The 18,693-nt window shown below is 62.6% G+C and carries 18 protein-coding genes; 5 read left to right on the top strand and 13 right to left on the bottom strand.

Going from position 1 to position 18,693, the window contains the following annotated elements; translation table 11 throughout:
• Position 1 precedes the first annotated feature (1 nt).
• The 9 genes from rpoE to ACIPHM_RS10690 all read right to left on the bottom strand — a co-directional run bounded on the left by rpoE (position 2) and on the right by ACIPHM_RS10690 (position 7,477).
• On the bottom strand, positions 2-601 hold the full coding sequence (gene rpoE, locus ACIPHM_RS10730) for an RNA polymerase sigma factor RpoE (protein ID WP_010805230.1): 600 nt from the start codon (positions 599-601) through the stop codon (positions 2-4).
• Between the two features lie 167 nt (positions 602-768).
• The gene (fabF, locus tag ACIPHM_RS10725) at positions 769-2,007 is read right to left on the bottom strand and encodes a beta-ketoacyl-ACP synthase II (protein ID WP_400327648.1); all 1,239 of its coding nucleotides are present in this window, start codon (positions 2,005-2,007) and stop codon (positions 769-771) included.
• A gap of 144 nt (positions 2,008-2,151) precedes the next feature.
• Entirely contained in the window at positions 2,152-2,400 is a 249-nt protein-coding gene (gene acpP / locus ACIPHM_RS10720) for an acyl carrier protein (protein ID WP_400327646.1), read from the bottom strand.
• A 136-nt stretch (positions 2,401-2,536) separates the two neighbouring features.
• A complete protein-coding gene (gene fabG / locus ACIPHM_RS10715) occupies positions 2,537-3,286 on the bottom strand; it encodes a 3-oxoacyl-ACP reductase FabG (RefSeq protein ID WP_400327644.1) in 750 nt (249 codons plus the stop codon).
• A gap of 24 nt (positions 3,287-3,310) precedes the next feature.
• Positions 3,311-4,240: an ACP S-malonyltransferase gene (gene fabD, locus ACIPHM_RS10710; protein ID WP_400327642.1), complete on the bottom strand. Its 930-nt coding sequence runs from the start codon at positions 4,238-4,240 to the stop codon at positions 3,311-3,313.
• A gap of 131 nt (positions 4,241-4,371) precedes the next feature.
• Positions 4,372-5,358: a beta-ketoacyl-ACP synthase III gene (locus ACIPHM_RS10705; RefSeq protein WP_400327640.1), complete on the bottom strand. Its 987-nt coding sequence runs from the start codon at positions 5,356-5,358 to the stop codon at positions 4,372-4,374.
• A 37-nt stretch (positions 5,359-5,395) separates the two neighbouring features.
• Complete coding sequence (gene plsX, locus ACIPHM_RS10700) at positions 5,396-6,448, bottom strand: phosphate acyltransferase PlsX (RefSeq protein WP_400327638.1); 1,053 nt, start codon at positions 6,446-6,448, stop codon at positions 5,396-5,398.
• Between the two features lie 118 nt (positions 6,449-6,566).
• Positions 6,567-6,746: a 50S ribosomal protein L32 gene (gene rpmF / locus ACIPHM_RS10695; RefSeq protein ID WP_400327636.1), complete on the bottom strand. Its 180-nt coding sequence runs from the start codon at positions 6,744-6,746 to the stop codon at positions 6,567-6,569.
• A gap of 128 nt (positions 6,747-6,874) precedes the next feature.
• Positions 6,875-7,477 carry a YceD family protein gene (locus tag ACIPHM_RS10690; RefSeq protein ID WP_400327634.1) on the bottom strand — a complete coding sequence of 201 codons (603 nt, stop codon included), beginning with the start codon at positions 7,475-7,477 and terminating at the stop codon, positions 6,875-6,877.
• Positions 7,478-7,654: 177 nt separating this feature from the next.
• On the opposite strand from ACIPHM_RS10690, the gene ACIPHM_RS10685 reads away from it, so the two are divergent.
• Positions 7,655-8,275 carry a Maf-like protein gene (locus ACIPHM_RS10685; RefSeq protein WP_400327632.1) on the top strand — a complete coding sequence of 207 codons (621 nt, stop codon included), beginning with the start codon at positions 7,655-7,657 and terminating at the stop codon, positions 8,273-8,275.
• Positions 8,272-8,988 (top strand): SAM-dependent methyltransferase, encoded by a 717-nt coding sequence (locus ACIPHM_RS10680; RefSeq protein WP_400327630.1) that lies wholly within the window; start codon positions 8,272-8,274, stop codon positions 8,986-8,988. Before ACIPHM_RS10685 ends, ACIPHM_RS10680 begins: the two co-directional genes overlap by 4 nt.
• Before the next feature lie 114 nt (positions 8,989-9,102).
• Here ACIPHM_RS10680 and ACIPHM_RS10675 read toward each other — a convergent pair whose 3' ends face one another.
• The 4 genes from ACIPHM_RS10675 to ACIPHM_RS10660 all read right to left on the bottom strand — a co-directional run bounded on the left by ACIPHM_RS10675 (position 9,103) and on the right by ACIPHM_RS10660 (position 12,298).
• Complete coding sequence (locus ACIPHM_RS10675) at positions 9,103-10,158, bottom strand: S49 family peptidase (protein ID WP_400327628.1); 1,056 nt, start codon at positions 10,156-10,158, stop codon at positions 9,103-9,105.
• A 61-nt stretch (positions 10,159-10,219) separates the two neighbouring features.
• The gene (locus ACIPHM_RS10670) at positions 10,220-10,648 is read right to left on the bottom strand and encodes a Rieske (2Fe-2S) protein (RefSeq protein ID WP_400327627.1); all 429 of its coding nucleotides are present in this window, start codon (positions 10,646-10,648) and stop codon (positions 10,220-10,222) included.
• Positions 10,645-11,307 carry an HAD family hydrolase gene (locus tag ACIPHM_RS10665; protein ID WP_400327625.1) on the bottom strand — a complete coding sequence of 221 codons (663 nt, stop codon included), beginning with the start codon at positions 11,305-11,307 and terminating at the stop codon, positions 10,645-10,647. The genes ACIPHM_RS10670 and ACIPHM_RS10665 overlap by 4 nt, the downstream gene beginning before the upstream one ends.
• Positions 11,294-12,298, bottom strand: a complete 1,005-nt coding sequence (locus ACIPHM_RS10660) for an RluA family pseudouridine synthase (RefSeq protein ID WP_400328234.1) — start codon at positions 12,296-12,298, stop codon at positions 11,294-11,296. Before ACIPHM_RS10660 ends, ACIPHM_RS10665 begins: the two co-directional genes overlap by 14 nt.
• 619 nt (positions 12,299-12,917) lie before the next feature.
• Between ACIPHM_RS10660 and ACIPHM_RS10655 the strand changes: the two genes are divergently transcribed.
• The 3 genes from ACIPHM_RS10655 (at position 12,918) to ACIPHM_RS10645 (ending at position 18,672) form a co-directional block, all read left to right on the top strand.
• On the top strand, positions 12,918-16,229 hold the full coding sequence (locus ACIPHM_RS10655) for an Rne/Rng family ribonuclease (RefSeq protein ID WP_400327623.1): 3,312 nt from the start codon (positions 12,918-12,920) through the stop codon (positions 16,227-16,229).
• A gap of 339 nt (positions 16,230-16,568) precedes the next feature.
• A complete protein-coding gene (moaA, locus tag ACIPHM_RS10650) occupies positions 16,569-17,696 on the top strand; it encodes a GTP 3',8-cyclase MoaA (RefSeq protein WP_400327621.1) in 1,128 nt (375 codons plus the stop codon).
• Positions 17,697-17,850: 154 nt separating this feature from the next.
• Positions 17,851-18,672, top strand: a complete 822-nt coding sequence (locus ACIPHM_RS10645; RefSeq protein ID WP_400327619.1) for a hypothetical protein — start codon at positions 17,851-17,853, stop codon at positions 18,670-18,672.
• Positions 18,673-18,693 lie beyond the last annotated feature (21 nt).

The raw sequence follows: 18,693 nt of genomic DNA, 5'->3' as shown, positions 1-18,693 counted from the left end.
CTTACCAGCGCTTACCGTCAGGCGTGTCCAGCAACGGCCTCAGCCGGCTGGCAATCGCTTCACGCGCCCGGAAAATTCGCGAACGGACCGTTCCGATCGGGCACCCCATGGCTTCGGCGATCTCTTCGTAGCTCAACCCTTCGATCTCTCGCAGGGTAATTGCTGTCCGAAGTTCATCGGGCAAAGCCTCCATCGCTGTGTTGACCGTTTGAGCAATCTGCTTGCTCATCAGCATCGACTCAGGCGTGTTGATATCCCTTAGTTGATCGGCCTCGGCAAAAGTTTCCGCTTCTTCAGCGTTCGCTTCAGTCGAGGTCGGTGCACGGCGCCCCTGCGTTGCCAGGTGGTTTTTCGCCGTGTTGACAGCAATACGATACAACCAGGTATAGAACGCCGACTCGCCGCGAAATTGCGGCAAGGCGCGGTAAGCCTTGATAAAGGCCTCCTGCGTCACATCCTCGACCTCTGCGGCGTCGCGCACGAGCCGCGATACGAGGCGGATGATCTTGCGGTGATATTTCGCGACCAACAGCTCGAAGGCGGCTTTGTCGCCTTTTTGCACGCGCTCAACGAGCGCTTGGTCGATTTCTCGTTCACTCACCTGATATGGATCCGTATTTTCTCTGGCTGCCAGGCCCCGGTCGGGCCCGATTGCACCACGGCAGCGCTTGCCACCGTAGCTGGAAGTGTCTTTGACGCCGCACGCCCGGGCACACTCACCGGAGCGTGGGTCAGCGGGACGGGACGCCTGCGCGGCGTCCCGCGAACTTAGACGCGCTGGAAGACCAGCGTGCCGTTAGTCCCACCAAATCCGAAAGAGTTCTTCAATGCGACGTCAATTTTCAGATCGCGAGCCACGTTTGCGCAGTAATCCAGGTCGCAATCGGGGTCCTGATTGAAGATATTGATCGTCGGCGGCGATTTCTGATGATGTACGGCCAGCACGGTAAACACCGACTCCAGACCGCCCGCACCGCCCAACAAGTGGCCGGTCATCGATTTGGTCGAATTCACCACCACGTTCTTCGCGGCGTCGCCCATCAGGCGCTTGACCGCGATCGTCTCGGCGAGATCGCCTAGCGGCGTCGAGGTGCCGTGAGCGTTCACGTAGTTCACCGCATCGGCATTGAGACCGGCGTCGCGCAGCGCGTTGGCCATGGCGCGCAATGCGCCGTCACCGTCGTCGCACGGTGCCGTCATGTGATGCGCATCCGCGCTCATACCGAAGCCCGTGAGCTCAGCGTAGATCTTCGCGCCGCGCGCCTTGGCGTGCTCATACTCTTCGACCATCATCACGCCAGCGCCTTCGCCCAGCACGAAACCGTCGCGATCCTTGTCCCACGGACGGCTCGCCGTTGCCGGGTCGTCGTTTCGCGTGGACAGGGCCGTCATTGCGGCGAAACCGCCGATACCCAGCGGCGACACCGTCGATTCGGCGCCACCGGCGAGTACGGCGTCAGCGTCGCCGTACTGAATCATGCGCGCGGCCTGACCGATACAGTGCAGCCCGGTCGTGCAGGCGGTGACGATCGCCAGGTTCGGGCCCTTCAAACCGTACTTGATCGACAAATGACCGGAGATCATGTTGATGATCGAGCCCGGCACGAAGAACGGGGTTATCTTGCGCGGACCGCTATTGAGCAAAGTGATCTGCGTATTTTCGATCATCGGCAAGCCGCCGATGCCGGAACCGACCAGCACGCCAACGCGTTCTGCGTTCTCTTCAGTGATCTGCAGGCCGCTATCTTCGAACGCCTGAATACCAGCAGCGAGCCCGTAGTGGATAAACGTATCCATACGGCGCGCTTCCTTGGACGAAAGATACTTTTCGACCTCGAAATCTTTGACTTCGCCTGCGAAGCGAACCTTGTGTTCGCTCGCATCGAACTTCGTGATGTTGGCGATGCCCGAACGACCTGCGACCAGATTTTCCCAACCTTCGGCAACAGTGTTGCCGACCGGCGAGATCAGGCCCAGACCGGTAATGACGACGCGACGACGACTCACGATACTCCCCTTCTTCTGCTGGGTCATACAAAACAAAAGCCACAGAGGCGACAAGGTTCGACCCTGCGCTCCCTGCGGCTGACAGGCATGCCTGACGCCAGGAGCCGGTCGGCACCCCGGCCAGTCAGGCAATCCTTATGCGTATTACGACGCCTTCTTCATGGATTCATTCTTGGCGAAATCGATGGCCTGTTGCACGGTGGTGATCTTTTCTGCGTCTTCGTCCGGGATCTCGATCTCGAACTCTTCTTCCAGTGCCATCACCAGCTCAACCGTGTCGAGCGAGTCAGCGCCGAGATCGGTCACAAAGCTGGATTCGTTCTTGACGTCGGCTTCAGCCACGCCAAGTTGTTCCGCGACGATCTTCTTGACGCGTTGCTCAGTAGTTTCCATTCACACCCTCCGGGGTAGTTAGTTCAGACAAGTGCGCGCATTTTAACAGGTTTGCCAAGCAAAGTTAGCATGCGCCAAATTATGCTTAATGTCGCGCAAATTACCACAAATCCACCGCAATCTGCGCGCATCCTCCTCAATTCATGAACATGCCGCCATTCACGTGAAGCGTGGTGCCGGTGATGTAAGCCGCCTGCGGGGACGCGAGGAACGCCACCGCATTGGCAATGTCTTCCGGCGCACCAAGGCGGCCCAAGGGGATCCGCGTCTTGAGGGCTTCATGCTGCGCTTCGCCCAGTGCTTTGGTCATGTCGGTATCGATAAAGCCGGGGGCGACGCAGTTGACCGTGATGTTTCGGCTGCCGATCTCCGCGGCCAGCGAGCGCGACATACCGGCCACACCCGCCTTGGCTGCCGCGTAATTGGCCTGCCCCGGGTTACCGGCCGAGCCGACGACCGAGGTCACGTTGATGATCCGGCCGCTACGCGCCTTCATCATCGGCTTGATGACCGCGCGCGAAAGACGGAAGATCGCCTTCAGATTCGTGTCGATCACGTCGTCCCATTCGTCGTCCTTCATCCGCATGGCGAGGTTATCGCGCGTGATGCCCGCGTTATTGACGAGAATGTCGAGCTTGCCGTGTTGCTTGAGAATGTCGTCCAGCGCAGCGGCCACGCCGTCGGCGTCAGTCACATTCAGGACAATCCCCTTGCCGGCTACGCCAGCTTCGGTGAAATAAGCATCAATGCCCTGCGCACCGGCTTCGCTGGTGGCGGTGCCCACGACCGTCGCACCCTGGCGAGCGAGTTCGAGGGCGATGGCACGACCGATGCCGCGCGAGGCGCCGGTCACCAGCGCCACGAGGTTGTCGAGTTGCTTGCTCATGAAAGAAATACCCTTGCCTATGGCTTACGAGAGTTGGGCGCGCACGTCGGCGAGCGACGCCGGATCGGTGATCGCCAAACCCGTGAGATTGCCGTCGATACGCTTGGTCAGGCCGGTCAGCACCTTGCCCGGACCGCACTCGACCACTTGCGCGACACCCTGCGCGGCAAGCCACTTCACCGACTCCACCCAGCGCACCGGCGCGGCGGCCTGACGCACCAGTGCGTCCTTGATACGGGCCACATTGGTTTCGACGGTCACATCGACATTATTGACGAGCGGAATCTGCGGCGCGTTGAACGTCACATTCGCCAGATACTCGCGCAGACGATCCGACGCCGGCTTGAGCAGCGACGAGTGGAACGGCGCCGACACCGGCAGCACGAGCGCGCGCTTCGCGCCAGCCGCCTTGGCCAGTTCGCAGGCCTTTTCCACGCCAGCCTTGGCACCCGCGATCACGACTTGCGCCGGAGCATTGAAGTTGACGGCCTCGACCACACCCGCAGCCGACGCTTCCGAGCAAACGTTACGAACGGTGTCGTCATCCAGACCGAGAATGGCGGCCATGCCACCCTGCCCGACGGGCACGGCTTCCTGCATGGCTTGCGCGCGAAAACGCACGAGCGGTAAGGCGTCCTTGAACGCGATCACGCCCGCGGCGACCAGCGCCGTATATTCACCGAGGCTGTGACCCGCGACGAACGCAGGCTTGGCACCGCCCTCGGCCAGCCACGCGCGATACATCGCGTAGGCGGCGGTGAGCATCACCGGCTGGGTATTGGTGGTGAGGTTGAGTTCTTCGGCCGGGCCCGCTGCGATCAGCTGGGCCATATCCTGCCCGAGGGCATCCGAAGCTTCGGCGAGCGTCTCGCGCACAACCGCGTTGTCGGCGAACGCGTCGAGCATGCCCACCGATTGGGATCCTTGTCCCGGGAAAACGAAAGCGAATGTCATAGCGCCTGGTTTTACAGTCAGATTCAGAAACATTGCAGCGCATTTGCGCGCGCCGACGTGACACGCGAGAGGCCCCACCGCGCGGCGCGCTCATGGGCGCAGCCCTCACATGTGGCGCCCGGCGCCGCAGCTTACATGCGGAACAGCACCGCGCCCCACGTAAAGCCGCCACCCACGCCTTCGATCATGACGTTCTGGCCGGCCTTGATACGGCCGTCGCGAACCGCAACGTCGAGCGCAAGCGGAATCGAGGCAGCCGACGTATTGCCATGCTGATCGACGGTCACGACCATCTTCTTTTCCGCGCCCAACTTGCGGGCCGTGCTCGACATGATGCGCAGATTGGCCTGATGCGGAATCAGCCAGTCGATCGCAGACGCTTCCAGTCCGGCCTTGTCGAGGGCCTCGACGGCCACCTTTTCGAGCACCTTGACGGCCAGCTTGAACACCGCCTGACCATCCATATTGAGGAACGCTTCACCCTGAACCGCGCCGGCGTTCACATTGCCCGGCACGCAGAGAATGCCGGCGTGGCTGCCGTCCGCATGCAGGGCGCTCGACAGAATGCCCGGCTTGCTGGAGGCTTGCAGCACGACAGCGCCTGCGCCGTCGCCAAACAGCACACACGTCGTACGGTCGCTGAAATCGAGAATGCGCGAGAATGTCTCGGCGCCGATCACCAGCACGTTACGGTACGCACCGGAGCGAATGAAGTTGTCGGCCGTCGCCATGGCGTAGGCGAAGCCCGAGCAAACGGCCTGAATGTCGAACGCCGCGCAGCCGTTGGTGATGCCTAGCTTGGTCTGCACGAGGCAGGCGGTGCTCGGGAACACGAAGTCGGGCGTCGACGTGGCGACCATGATCAGGTCGATCTTATTGGCCTCCAGTCCGGCCGCTTCGAGCGCGCGCTTCGCCGCTTCCACCGCCATGTCGCTGCTGGTCTGATCGGGCGCTGCAAAATGGCGGGCCTCGATGCCGGTACGCGCCACGATCCAATCGTGGCTCGTCTCGATGCCACGGGCGGCAAGCTCGTCGGCCAACTGATGATTGCTCACGCGTCGTGCCGGCAGGTAGCTGCCGGTGCCAATGACACGGGAATAAATCGCGGACTGGGTCATCTTATGATCGGTTAGTGCACCAGGGCGGATACCGGCGTCAAAGCGCCGGAATGACGCTCACCGGCTTGGTGTCCTGGAGCTGGTTCTGATTCTCTTGCATAGCGTGCGACAGACGGTCAAGCACGCCATTTCGAACTGCATCATAGCCGCGTTTGATGGCCCACTCAAACGAGTAGGCATCGGCAGAGCCGTGACTCTTGATGACGAGCGCACGCAAGCCGAGCAACGCAGCACCGTTGTAACGGCGATGGTCGACGCGGTTTTTGAAGCGAGTGAGAATCGGCAACGCAATCACGGCAATCACCTTCGTCCACCAGGTACGGGTGAACTCTTCGCGGATCATGTCGCCGAGCATTTGCGCCAGGCCTTCGGAGGTTTTGAGAGCGACGTTGCCAACGAAGCCATCGCACACGACGATATCGGTCGTGCCTCGATAGATATCGTTGCCTTCCACGTTGCCGTAGAAATTCAGTGTGGAGCCGCGCAGCAGCTCGCCCGCCTGCTTGATGACGTCGTTGCCCTTGATGACTTCTTCGCCAATATTGAGCAGACCGATCGACGGACGCTCCTTACCGTCGACCGCGGCCACGAGTGCGTGGCCCATTTCGGCGAATTGCAGAAGGTGAGTCGGCTCGCAGTCCACGTTCGCGCCCAGATCGAGCATCGTGGTGTAGCCGCCCTTCTCGTTCGGCAGCACGGTGGCAATGGCCGGGCGCTCGATGCCGGGCAAGGTCTTGAGCACATAGCGCGAGACGGCCATCAGCGCACCGGTATTGCCGGCGGACACGCAAGCCTGCGCGCGCGCCTCCTTGACCAGATTGAGCGCCACGCGCATCGAAGAGTCTTTCTTCTTGCGCAACGCGGTCTCGACCGAGTCGTCCATGGCGACGACTTCGGTTGCGTTGACCACGGACAGGCGCGGGTGATCCGTCACGCGCAACTTTGCGAGCTGCGCGTTGATGATCTCCTGCTGCCCGACCAGCACAAGTTCGACATCGTCGGTAGATTGCACGAAGCGAACCGCAGCCGGCACCGTCACCGATGGGCCGTGATCCCCGCCCATACAATCGATCGTCAGGGTGACTGTCATGTCGACGTGATTGGCTTGCGGTACAGGTAACAAAAAAAGCGGCAGGATAAGTGCCGCTTTTGCCACATCGGACGATCAAATAGCGCCATGATGGGCGCGAATCGCCTGTTGGGCCGAATTAGTCGTTCTTGGTCTTGATGACCTTGCGACCACGGTAGAAACCGTTCGGCGAGATGTGGTGACGCAGGTGCTTCTCACCCGACGTCGGTTCGACGGCGGTCGACGGTGCGGTCAGGAAATCGTGCGAACGGTGCATACCGCGCTTCGACGGCGACTTCTTGTTCTGTTGAACGGCCATGATAACTCCTCAAAATATCGCGAAATTTTAACACAGTTCGAGCGCCGCCCTACGGTGTCGGCCTGTCGGCCCGACCTGTGCGACTAACGCAAACATGTACTTTGGTGAGCCGGAAACCCGGCCGCACATTACTTTCCGTCCTTGTCCGGCGAGCGCTTGAGCGCTGCCAGCGCCGCGAACGGAGACGGCTTATTCTCTTCTTCGGGCTCCGGGGGCGGCTCTGCCAACCCGTCGCTTCCCGTGGCCAGGCTATCGTGAACACTCGGACAAACCTCATGTTTGGGCACGATGGGCAAAGCCAACAGCAATTCTTCCTCGATCAGCTCGCGCAAATCGAAATGCTTGGAGCCGACCAGCGCTTCGAGTTCGTCTTCGTCGAGCGGGCGATCTTCCGCCTCGGCTTCGTCATGCACGATCTCGAACGTCGTTTCCGAGTCGAGCGGCTCCTGATACGGCGTGAGGCACCGCTGGCATTCGAGCCACATCGGACCTTCGACCGACAGCGTCAGAAACTGCGCCACCGCGGGCTTGCCATCCGCGCGCAACACCGGTTTTTCGACACCCTCGGCACGCCAGTGGAACTCCCCCTGAGCACGCCCCGACGCCGAGACTTCAGCAGGCACTTCGGTTACCATGCGCGGCAATGCCGCAAGTTGCACGTCACCTTCCGCCACCCGGCCGGTACGCGCGAATTCGAACAGATCGACGATATATTCGTTCATCACGCTCATCCTTGCCTTGGCGCATCTGCGCGCATTTCAATGTCCCCAACCACTCGCAGCGCCTTGATCCAACGCCACTTTCCAGCGTTCGAACCGGTATCGCGCAGACTGGCGGGACCGAGCGCCAGATTGCAAAAGCCGTGAATTCTAAATAGTTTTTCGTTTCTCGTCAAACACTTAAACCCGATGACCGCACAGCCCCTGCCACCGCTGATCCTGGCCTCCGGATCGCGCTACCGCCGCGAACTGCTCGAGCGCCTGCGCCTGCCGTTCACGGTCGACGTCCCGGACATCGACGAAACCCCCAATGCCGGCGAAACGCCGCACGACACCTCGCTGCGTCTGGCCCGCCAGAAGGCCGAAGCTGTCGCCGCCCGCCACCCTGGCGCCATCATCATCGGCTCAGATCAGGTTGCCACCTTCGAGGGCCGCCAGATCGGCAAACCCGGGAATTTCGACAACGCCATGGCGCAGTTGCGCGACATGCGCGGCAAGGTCGTCGAGTTCCACTCCGCCCTGTGCCTGCACGACGCTCGCAGCGGCGAGAGCCAGGCGAAAGACGTCGTCACGCGGGTGAAGTTCCGCGACCTGCCCGACGCAGTGCTGGCCGCCTACCTTCATGCCGAGACGCCCTACGACTGCGCGGGCAGCGCCAAATCCGAAGGGCTCGGCATCATGCTGCTCGAAACCATCGAAAACGACGATCCGACGGCGCTCATCGGCCTGCCGCTGATCGCGTTGACGACCATGCTGATGCACGCGGGCATTGCCCTGCCCGGCCCCGGCACGACGGGAGCAGCAGCATGAGCGGCACGCTGTATCTGATCCCCAACACGCTGGGCACCCACACCCGCGGCGGCCTGCCAGCGGTATTGCCCGAGGACGTTCGTGCGGTGACGTCCGGCTTGAAGTACTTCGTCGGCGAACAGGCCAAAAGCACGCGCGCCTTCCTGAAACTGGTCGGTGTCAGCACGCCGATTCAGGAAATCGAGATCCGCGAATTGAACGTCAATACGCCGGTGGCGGCCGTCGATGCCCTGCTCGCCCCGATTCTCGCAGGCGCAGATGGCGGTCTCGTGTCGGAAGCCGGCTGCCCGGCGGTGGCCGATCCGGGCGCCCTGTTGGTACGACGCGCTCACGAGAAAGGGGTACGGGTGGTGCCGTTCGTCGGCCCGAGTTCGATCCTCCTGGCCCTGATGGCGAGCGGCCTGAACGGTCAGAGCTTCGCCTTCCACGGCTATTTGCCGACCGACGCAGGCGAGCGCGTCAAGCGCCTGCGCGAACTGGAGCAGCGCTCGCGCAAGGAAAAGCAGACGCAGATCTTTATCGAAACGCCCTACCGCAACAAGGCCATGCTCGACGCCCTGCTGCAAAGCTGCGACGCGTCCACGCTGCTATGCGTCGCGGTCGACGTCACACAAGACGACGAGCAAATTGTCACGCATCGGGCCAAAGGGTGGCCGCAGGCAAGCGTCGAACTGCACAAGCGGCCTGCGATTTTTCTGTTTTTGGCTCAGTAACGTCCGATTTTTCCGAATCGCCCAAAAGAAAACCCCACGGAAATCTGCGTTTCCGTGGGGTTTTGTCCTTCTTTCGCCTGTTTGCGCTCGGCTGGCCCGTTGCTACAAGACAACCTACTTGAACGACAGGGCAGACCCCATCAGCATCGTCTTCATTGCCGCAGCGCCGACAGCGGCACCGAAGCGTCGAGCCATACGCTCGGGCAGGTTTTCCTTGACGGTGTAATCGACCAGATCGGGCGCCTTGAGCACGTCGCGGGCTACCGAATCGACCGTCCCGAGGCCGTCTGCCAGGCCCAGTTCGATCGAGCGCTGACCGGTCCAGAACAAGCCGCTGAACAAATCCGGATCCTGCTTCAGACGATCGCCGCGCCCTTTCTTCACAGCGTCGATGAACTGCTGGTGGACCTGTTCGAGCATATCGAGCGCGTACGTCTTCTGCTGATCGGTCTGCGGCGAGAACGGGTCGAGGAACCCCTTGTTGCGACCTGCCGTCAACAGACGCCGCTCAACACCGAGTTTGTCCATCAGACCGGTAAAGCCGAAGCCGTCCATCAACACCCCGATAGACCCGACGATGCTCGCCTTGTCGACGTAGATCTTGTCGGCTGCGGCCGCCACGTAATAGCCGCCCGAGGCGCACATCTCCTCGACCACGACATAAATCGGCTTCTTCGGGTATTTCGCACGCAAACGTGCGATGTCGTCGTAGATCATGCCGGCTTGCACCGGGCTGCCGCCGGGGCTGTTGATGCGCAGGATCACGCCCGCGGCCGACTTGTCGTCGAACGCCGATTCCAGCGCCGCATTGATCTTTTGGGCACTCGCCTGACTGTCCGCCGAAAGCTCGCCACTCAATGTGACGAGCGCGGTGTGCTTGCCCGTGCCCGAGTCGGAAGACGTCGTGCCGCTGCCGCCATCGAAGTCGAAGACCGACCAGACCCCGAACGCGAAAATCGCCAGAATCAGCAGCCGGAAGAAGATTTTCCAGCGGCGTGCGGCGCGCTGCTCGCGAATGCCGGCCATCAAGACCTTTTCCAGCATTTCGCGCTCCCACGGCTTGACATCATGGGAATCGCGCCCCGGACCGCCACCTGACGGCGGACGCCCGCCGGGCGGCGGAAAACCGGGTTCGGAGCGGGACGAATCGGGCGGCAGGGAGTCGGCCATACATTATCCAGAGGCTTGGGTGAAAGACGATAGAGAGAATTGAGACCGGGATGCCGCTATTTCAGGATACCGACGGCTCGGGGGCCGCAATGTATGCGTCCGGCCACCAAACGACGGTCGTTGGGGTGTCGTCGCGGCTGGCGGCGGGTTCGTCCGCAGTGGCCGGCCGTTCCTCGACGCGCACCGGCTGCAAGGCGCTGCCGCGGCATGGACCGCCCACGCAAAACCCGGTATCCGGCGCATAAGTCGCGCCATGTGTGGCGCACATCAAGTATAAGCCGGACGACTCGAAGAACTGCCCCTCGGACCAGTCGAGCTCCATAGGCACATGCGCGCACTGATTGAGATAGCCGTAGACCTGTCCGCCATAGCGGATCACGAACGCCGGGGTACGGCGCCCGCCCACGAGCACCTCGAAACGCACGCCGCGCCCGCCCTCCTCGAGCGCGTCGCCCGGGCAGATCGGCAGCGGCACGGCGGTATCGCTCACACGCGCTCCAGCAGCCAGTCGCGCAACTCGGCCACGCTCCCCGCGCAGTACGCGGGTTCCAGCGCCACCAGTTGCTCGCGCGGATGTGCACCGCCGTAAGCGACGCCCACGCCAATGGCGCCAGCGCTGCGCGCCATCTGCAAATCGTGCGTGGTGTCGCCGATCATGACGGTACGGCTCAGGTCCTGACCGAGTTCGCGCGTCAGCTCCTGCAACATCGCAGGGTGCGGCTTCGAAAATGTCTCATCGGCGCAACGCGTCGCGTCGAACATCCGCATCAACCCCGCCGATTCGAGCGCACGGTTCAGCCCGACGCGCGACTTGCCCGTCGCCACGGCCAGAAAGCGGCCGCGCGAGCGCAACTCTTCGAGCAGCTCGCGAACGCCCGCGAACAACACCGTCTCCTTGTCACCTATCAAATAGTGAAAGCGATAGCGTTCGGAAAGACGCGGATAATGCGCCGGATCGAGCGACGGGACAGCCATTTGCAAGGCGTCGCGAAGTCCGAGGCCGATCACGTGGCTCGCAAGTTCGTCGGCCGGCACGGGTAGGCCGAGATCGCGGCAAGCCGCCTGGATGCAGCGGGTAATCGTGGGCGTTGAATCCATCAACGTCCCGTCCCAGTCGAACACGACCAGGTCAAATTCAGGGCTTGGCATCGGCGGTGGTGGTTCGAAGTTGATTCAGGAATTGCTCACATTCTGGCGGTAACGCCGCTTCCAAGGCAATCGGCGTGTCCAGCACCGGGTGCGTGAACTTCAACCGCCATGCGTGCAGGAACATCCGCTTGATACCGGGACGTGTACCGGGACGGGCAAGCGTCTTGTTCAGTGTGAAGTCGCCGTACTTGTCGTCGCCGACGATAGGCGTGCCGCAATGCGCCAGATGAACACGAATCTGATGGGTGCGCCCCGTTTTCAGTTCCGCCTCGAGCAGCGTGTAGGGCGACAGCGATTCCACCATGCGAAATACGGTGTGGGATGCCTGACCGTCTTCCTGCACCCGTACGCGGCGCTCGCCTTCCGGCGTCACGTATTTATATAGAGGCGCCTTGACGGCCCGCTGGCGATCCCGCCACTCGCCCGTGACACAGGCCAGATAACGCTTGTCCATCCGGTTATGACGGATCTGCTCGTGCATGCCGACGAGCGCGGCGCGTTTTTTTGCGAGCAACAAGATCCCGGAAGTCTCGCGATCCAGACGGTGCACCAGTTCCAGGAACTTCAACTGCGGCAGCGCCCGGCGCAGTTGCTCGATCACCCCGAACGACACCCCACTGCCCCCGTGCACGGCAACGCCTGCCGGCTTGTCGATGGCCAGCAGGTAATCGTCTTCGAACAGGATCGGGAAGGTGGCGGCCGGGACGTGAGCCTTCGCCTCGGGATCGGGCGTCGCCATTCGGACCGGCGGAATGCGTACGATATCGCCAAGGACAAGTCGATAGGCTGCGTCTACTCGCCCCTTGTTCACTCGCACTTCGCCACTACGCAGAATGCGGTAAACGTGGCTTTTCGGAACCCCTTTGCACTCGCGCAATAGGAAATTATCGATACGTTGACCGGCTGAGCCATCGTCAACCTCGACGAGTCGGACCTGCGGTGTGGACGCCGGCGCAACCATTTTCTGCCGACTTTTGCCTAACTCATTCATTATGAATATAATTTGTCGGACAGAGATGGCGGTAGCGGGAATCATGCCAAATCCCCATCTCTGTCGGTGCATACCCCAAAACGGTATTTTACTTGCACCCCGGGCAGGCTGCTCGTCCGGTGACCCTGGAGCAGCAAGCGCACGCACGTCACGCAGCGTCGGCAGGAAGTGGGCCCATAGGCCGCTTCGGTCGCAGCGCGCGGGACGCGGATAGAGTTGGTGGTTATAGAATTTTTTGGCGATCAGCCCGGACTCCATTGTCCGAGCTGATCGCTTTGTGAATATCGTTCGCGCAAAAAGTCGAAGTGAGGCGCCGTCACAAGAAGAATAAGTGTCGGCAGGCGCCCCGAGAAAACGCTGATGAAGTTTCTCGTCCAGTTTCTCTTGGTATGGACTGCAAGCCCGAAGTGATCCGCGCCCAACCGGGATTTTCCGGTGGTCCGGCGGATCCGGGTGAGCGCGAAAACGTATTCCTGGCGCCATAGCGTCCGACGGCCTCATCGCCCGGACCCCCCGGCAATTCTTCCCCCCCGGCTCGAACCTCGCGTGTTTGATAACTCGAGTGATACGTGCCCGACGCAATGCACATTGGCATTTGCGGCGGGTGGGAGTCGTTTTCATGAAACGCATGTTGTTCAACGCCACGCAGCAGGAAGAGCTGCGCGTGGCAATCGTCGATGGGCAGAAACTCATCGACATCGATATCGAGACGGCCGGACGCGAACAGCGTAAAGGCAATATCTACAAGGGTGTCATCACCCGTATCGAACCCTCTCTCGAAGCCTGTTTCGTCAACTACGGCGAAGGTCGCCACGGCTTCCTGCCGTTCAAGGAAGTTGCCCGCGCGTACTTCCGCGAAGGTGCCGATGTGCGCAATGCGCGCATTCAGGACGCCCTCTCCGAAGGCCAGGAACTCATCGTTCAGGTCGAAAAGGAAGAACGCGGCAACAAGGGCGCAGCGCTCACGACGTTCATCTCGCTGGCCGGCCGCTATCTGGTGCTGATGCCCAACAACCCGCGTGGCGGTGGCGTGTCGCGCCGCATCGAGGGCGAAGATCGTCAGGAACTGCGTGAAACGATGGGCCAGCTCGAACTGCCGGAAGGCATGAGCATCATCGCTCGCACCGCGGGTATCGGCCGCTCGGCCGAAGAACTCCAGTGGGACCTGAACTACCTGCTGCAACTCTGGCACGCCGTCGAAGGCGCTGCTACGAACATTGAACTGCCGCGCGACTCGGCGCTGATCTATCTCGAGTCGAGCCTCGTCATCCGCGCCATCCGCGACTATTTCCAGCCGGACATCGGTGAAATTCTCATCGATACGGAAGAAATTTCCGAGCAGGCAAGCAACTTCATGCAGGTGGTCATGCCCGATCACCTCAACCGCGTGAAGCTGTATCGCGACGATGTGCCGCTGTTCTCGCGTTTCCAGATCGAACACCAGATCGAAACGGCGTACTCGCGTCAGGTGCCGCTGCCCTCGGGTGGTGCGATCGTGATCGATCACACCGAAGCCCTGGTCTCCATTGACGTCAACTCGGCACGCGCCACCAAGGGCGCCGACATCGAAGAAACCGCCCTGCGCACCAACCTGGAAGCTGCCGACGAAGTCGCGCGCCAGTTGCGTCTGCGCGACCTCGGCGGCCTGATCGTGATCGACTTCATCGACATGGAGTCAGCCAAGAGCCAGCGCGAAGTCGAACAACGTGTGAAGGACGCGCTCAAGCACGACCGCGCCCGTGTCCAGATGGGCAAGATCTCGCGTTTCGGCCTGATGGAGCTGTCGCGTCAGCGTCTGCGTCCGTCGCTGTCGGAAGGCACGCACGTGACGTGTCCGCGCTGCAACGGCACCGGCCACATCCGTGACGCCGAGTCGTCGGCGCTCCAGGTCCTGCGCATCATCCAGGAAGAGGCGATGAAGGAGCACACGGCAGCGATCCACTGCCAGGTGCCGGTCGAAGTCGCCGCGTTCCTGCTCAACGAAAAGCGTCAGGAAATCAACAAGATCGAAGCACGCTTCAAGGTTGGCGTGCTGCTGATCCCGAACAAGCATCTCGAAACACCGCACTACAAGCTCGAGCGCCTGCGCTTCGACGATCCGCGTCTGGATGCACCGAAGGCCAGCTACGCCCTTGCCGAAGAGGCAGCGCGTTCGCTGGAAGAAGATCCGGCCGGTTACAGCAAGAAGAAGGAAGACGTGCGTCCGCGTCAGGAAGCTGCCGTCAAGGGCATCACGCCCGAGCAGCCGGCACCGGCAGCACAGCCGCGCCCGGAACCTGTCGCCGCAACGGCACCGGCCGCTGCCGCCCCTGTGCGCAGCGGTGGCTTCTTCGGTTTCGTGAAGCGTTTGCTGGGTCTTGAGTCCGCCGCACCGGCACCGGTCAAGGCCGAAGAGCCGGCCAAGCCCACGGCACGCCCGCCGCGTGAGCGTCACGAGCGTCCGCATCAGCAGAACCGTAATCGCCGTGGCAACGCCCGCGACGAGAACAAGACGGGCAAGGACACCGCCGGTCAACCGGCGCGCGAAGGTCGTGAAGGCCGGGGTGCGCGTGCGGAGCGTGGCGATCGTAATGAACGCAATGAACGTAACGAACGCACGGACCGCAACGAGCGTAATGAACGCGGCGATCGTACCGAGCGCAACGAACGCAACGAGCGTCAGGAAGGTCGTGACAAGCGTGAGCGCGACGACGCCCAGCGTCAGCCCGCTCAGGACGTACGTGCCGACGAAGGTCGCGAGCCGCGTGAAGGCCGCGAGCGCGGTAGCCGCCGCGAGCGTGGTGAGCGTCGTGATCGCCGCCCGACCGAGGGTGCCGATGGTCAGCAAGTTGCACCGCAACGCGTCGCACAGGTCGCCGGCGCACTGAGCGCCGAGCAGGAAGAGCTCGAGCAGGATCGTCTGACCGCACAGGTCGAAGGCGCCCCGCAAACGGCAGGCGAAGAAGGCGAGCAAGGGGGCGAAGAGCGCCGCCGCAGCCGTCGTCGCGGTCGTCGTGGTGGCCGTCGTGAGCGCGAAGCAGGCGAACAGCAATTGAATGCCGACGGCGAACACGTCGAAGGCGAAGCGTCGGATGACGTGGAAGGCGTGCGCGCCCCGGCTCTGACGAGCGAAGCCGTCGAGAACGCAGCAACCGCTGCACCGATCCGTGCAGCGGTGCCGGCAGTGGCCGGCCCGGCGCCGGTAATTCACGCCGAGACGACGCCGGCACCGGTTCGCGCCGAGCAGGTCGAAGCCAAGGAAGCCCCGGCAACGCCGGTCGCCACGGCGATTGAGACGGCACCGGCCACAGCACAGGAAGTGCCGTTGCACGTGACTGCCGAGCCCGTCGCTCAAGTGACGCCGGCCGCTCCGGTGGCATCGGTCGCCTCCGTCAACGTCGCACCGCTGCCCGCAGCAGAAGTTGCCGCAGCACCGGTGGTGCCGCCGGTCAGCGCCCCGTTGCCAGTTGCCGCCCCGACCCCGGCTCAGCCGACGGTTCCGGCCGAAGCCCTGACCGAGATCGCCGCCACGGCAGCATCGGCCAGTGCCCCGGTAGACGTCGCCCCGGCCGCGCCTGTCGCACAACCGGCGCCGCTCGAAATGGTCGAGACGGCAACGCCCGTGCAAGCAGCGCCTGCCGCACCGGTGCAAGTTGCACCCGCAGCGCCGGTGGCTCCGGAAGCGGCGGCTGCCGTGACCGAAGTCGTGACGCAAAGGGCTGCCCCGGCGGCCGTTGCACCGGCGCTGGAGCGTGGTGCGCTGGAATCGACGCTGGCAAACGTGGGCCTGGTCTGGGTCCACACGGACGCCGACAAGCACCGCGCCGCCAAGGAAGCGGCCGCACAAACCGCACCGGCACCGCACGTACCGCGTGAGCGCCGTGCATCGGCACCGGTCAACAGCGGTCCGATGGAGCAGGTGGAAACGCGTTCATCGAATCACATTGCCTGATCAGGGCCGTGTGAAACGACGGTATGACGCCTGTGACGCTCGGCCGGAGTCAACCTCACGGTGACCTCCGGCTGAACACAGCGTGATGCCGCGCGACGTGGCGTGACGCCAGAAAAGGAGGCTTCGGCCTCCTTTTTCGCTTTTGGGATGGCTTTTGCCCCTGGCAACCCCGCATTGTCCCGACTTGTGCCCGTGCGGCACTGCCCGTATCGTCTGCCTTAGTACGAGTTTGACGTCTCGCAACGAATGCCTCGGTACCGATATCCGATGCCCGAATGGCTGGCATCGGCGGCCATCAGGCCAATTCGTTAGAATGGAGACGCAAGCTAAGGCCCCACCATGACTGAAACGATCATCCGACTCACCGATCTGCGTAGCGACGCGCGGTATGCGACGCACTCCCCGCAGGTTCCCGCACAAGTGCGCGCTGCCACCGGCCATCTCGAAGATGCGTTGGCGCGGCCGTTGCACGACCTGCGAATCTCGGTGACAGATCGTTGCAACTTCCGCTGCGTGTATTGCATGCCGAAGGACGTGTTCGACAAGGACTACGCCTTCCTGCCGCAATCCTCCCTGTTGTCTTTCGAAGAAATCGAGCGCGCTGCACGTTTGTTCGTCGAACATGGCGTCGAGAAGCTGCGCCTGACGGGCGGCGAGCCGCTATTGCGCAAGCACCTCGAACGTCTGATCGAGATGCTGGCCCGCCTGCGCACGCCGTCGGGCAAGCCGCTCGACATCACGCTCACGACCAATGGGTCGCTGCTGGCGCGCCGGGCGCAATCGCTCAAGGACGCCGGGCTCACGCGCGTGACGGTCAGCCTCGACAGCCTCGACGACACGATCTTCCGGCAGATGAACGACGTCGACTTCCCGGTCGCGAACGTGCTCGAAGGCATCGCGCAGGCGCAGCACGTCGGCCTTGGTCCGGTAAAAGTCAACATGGTCGTCAAACGGGGCACCAACGACGCCGATATCGTGCCGATGGCACGGCATTTTCATGGCAGCGGCGTGGTCTTGCGTTTCATCGAATATATGGACGTAGGCACGTCGAACGGTTGGCGCATGGACGAAGTGCTGCCCTCGGCACAGGTCATCGCCCGCCTCAACGACGCCCTGCCAGTCGAACCTCTGGAGCCAAACTACGCCGGGGAAACGGCGCAGCGTTGGCAATATCGCGACGGCGGCGGCGAAGTCGGCGTCATTTCATCCGTCACGCGCGCTTTTTGCGGCACTTGTTCGCGCGCGCGCCTGTCTACGGAAGGCAAGTTGTACCTCTGCCTGTTCGCCAGCTCGGGTTACGACTTGCGAACGCTGCTGCGTCACGGCGCGAGCGACGCGCAGATCTCGACCGTCATCGGTGATATCTGGCGAGGTCGCACCGACCGTTACTCGGCTTTGCGCACGGCGGCCACCGGCTTACCTGAAGACGCACCACCGAAAGTGGAGATGTCCTACATCGGCGGATGAACATTCAGGGCGCAGTGCGCTGCCCGAGCGTCCATCCGTACCGCTTTCGACTTATCGAATTCCTTCTCGACTCATGATTTCTGTTGCCCCGGACGCCAGTCGCGCCCGAGACTCCCTGTCTGCCCCCCGAAGCGCCAAACCGGCTCGCGCGCGCTTGTCGCGCGTCCCGTCTCGCCAGGCGCGACGCCTCGTCACCACGGGCCTGAGCACCCTGACGCTGTTGTTTGCCGCCATGGCGCCCTCGCTTGCCCGTGCGGATTGCGATCCGTCCGACCGCAGCATTGCCAATCACGTGATGACCTACACCGGTCAACTCGGTGAGCGCAATCCGTTGCGACTCGTGCTGCGCACGTCGTCCGGCGGCAAGCTCGAAGGACGCTACGCGAGCGCATCGTCGCAAAGCGATACGCAACTCACTGGCAAGCTGGAGAACAAGTCCCATCTGCTGCTCACCGAGTTCGACGCTGGCGGCATGCCACGCGCGACCTTCGAAGGCGAGTTCTCGTCGGCGGACGACGTCAACCGCCAACGTGGTGCGTCGTCGTCCTGCGAGGTAATTTCCGGCCAATGGAAAGACCTGCGCAACGGACGCTCCGTACCGTTCGACCTGTCGCTCTCGAGCATTCAGAGCGGTAAGATCGACCATCTTTACGGCGCTGCCGGGGTGAGCGACGACGAAACCGTCAACCGCGCAGCCTCGCAATTCCGCAAGGGGGTACTCGACGACCGGCGCGACGTCGTCGCACAATCGATCCGTTATCCGCTGCATGTATCGCTGCGCGGCAAGACGCTGATCCTTCGGAACCCGAAATCATTGCTCGCGCGCTATAACGAGATTTTCACCGACGGTTACGTTCGCACCATCGGCGCGGCCGTTCCCCGCCTGATGTTCGCGCGCGACCAAGGGGTGATGCTCGGCGACGGCGCGGTCTGGTTCGACGCCGCCGGTCGGGTCATCGCCCTGAACCGTTCGTAGCAGAACCCAGCGCCTTCTCAG

This window comes from Pandoraea sp. NPDC087047, assembly GCF_044745225.1.
GTDB lineage: Bacteria > Pseudomonadota > Gammaproteobacteria > Burkholderiales > Burkholderiaceae > Pandoraea.
The sequence above is the reverse complement of the archived record's forward strand: the minus strand, read 5'-3'. Positions and strand labels throughout refer to the sequence as shown.

Coding starts and splice junctions, on each gene's coding strand:
- acpP (WP_400327646.1), bottom strand. CDS start 2,400: ATGGAAACTACTGAGCAACGCGTCAAGAAGATCGTCGCGGAACAACTT.
- fabG (WP_400327644.1), bottom strand. CDS start 3,286: ATGAGCAAGCAACTCGACAACCTCGTGGCGCTGGTGACCGGCGCCTCG.
- fabD (WP_400327642.1), bottom strand. CDS start 4,240: ATGACATTCGCTTTCGTTTTCCCGGGACAAGGATCCCAATCGGTGGGC.
- ACIPHM_RS10705 (WP_400327640.1), bottom strand. CDS start 5,358: ATGACCCAGTCCGCGATTTATTCCCGTGTCATTGGCACCGGCAGCTAC.
- plsX (WP_400327638.1), bottom strand. CDS start 6,448: ATGACAGTCACCCTGACGATCGATTGTATGGGCGGGGATCACGGCCCA.
- rpmF (WP_400327636.1), bottom strand. CDS start 6,746: ATGGCCGTTCAACAGAACAAGAAGTCGCCGTCGAAGCGCGGTATGCAC.
- ACIPHM_RS10690 (WP_400327634.1), bottom strand. CDS start 7,477: ATGAGCGTGATGAACGAATATATCGTCGATCTGTTCGAATTCGCGCGT.
- ACIPHM_RS10685 (WP_400327632.1), top strand. CDS start 7,655: ATGACCGCACAGCCCCTGCCACCGCTGATCCTGGCCTCCGGATCGCGC.
- ACIPHM_RS10680 (WP_400327630.1), top strand. CDS start 8,272: ATGAGCGGCACGCTGTATCTGATCCCCAACACGCTGGGCACCCACACC.
- ACIPHM_RS10675 (WP_400327628.1), bottom strand. CDS start 10,158: ATGGCCGACTCCCTGCCGCCCGATTCGTCCCGCTCCGAACCCGGTTTT.
- ACIPHM_RS10665 (WP_400327625.1), bottom strand. CDS start 11,307: ATGCCAAGCCCTGAATTTGACCTGGTCGTGTTCGACTGGGACGGGACG.
- ACIPHM_RS10660 (WP_400328234.1), bottom strand. CDS start 12,298: ATGAATGAGTTAGGCAAAAGTCGGCAGAAAATGGTTGCGCCGGCGTCC.
- ACIPHM_RS10655 (WP_400327623.1), top strand. CDS start 12,918: ATGAAACGCATGTTGTTCAACGCCACGCAGCAGGAAGAGCTGCGCGTG.
- moaA (WP_400327621.1), top strand. CDS start 16,569: ATGACTGAAACGATCATCCGACTCACCGATCTGCGTAGCGACGCGCGG.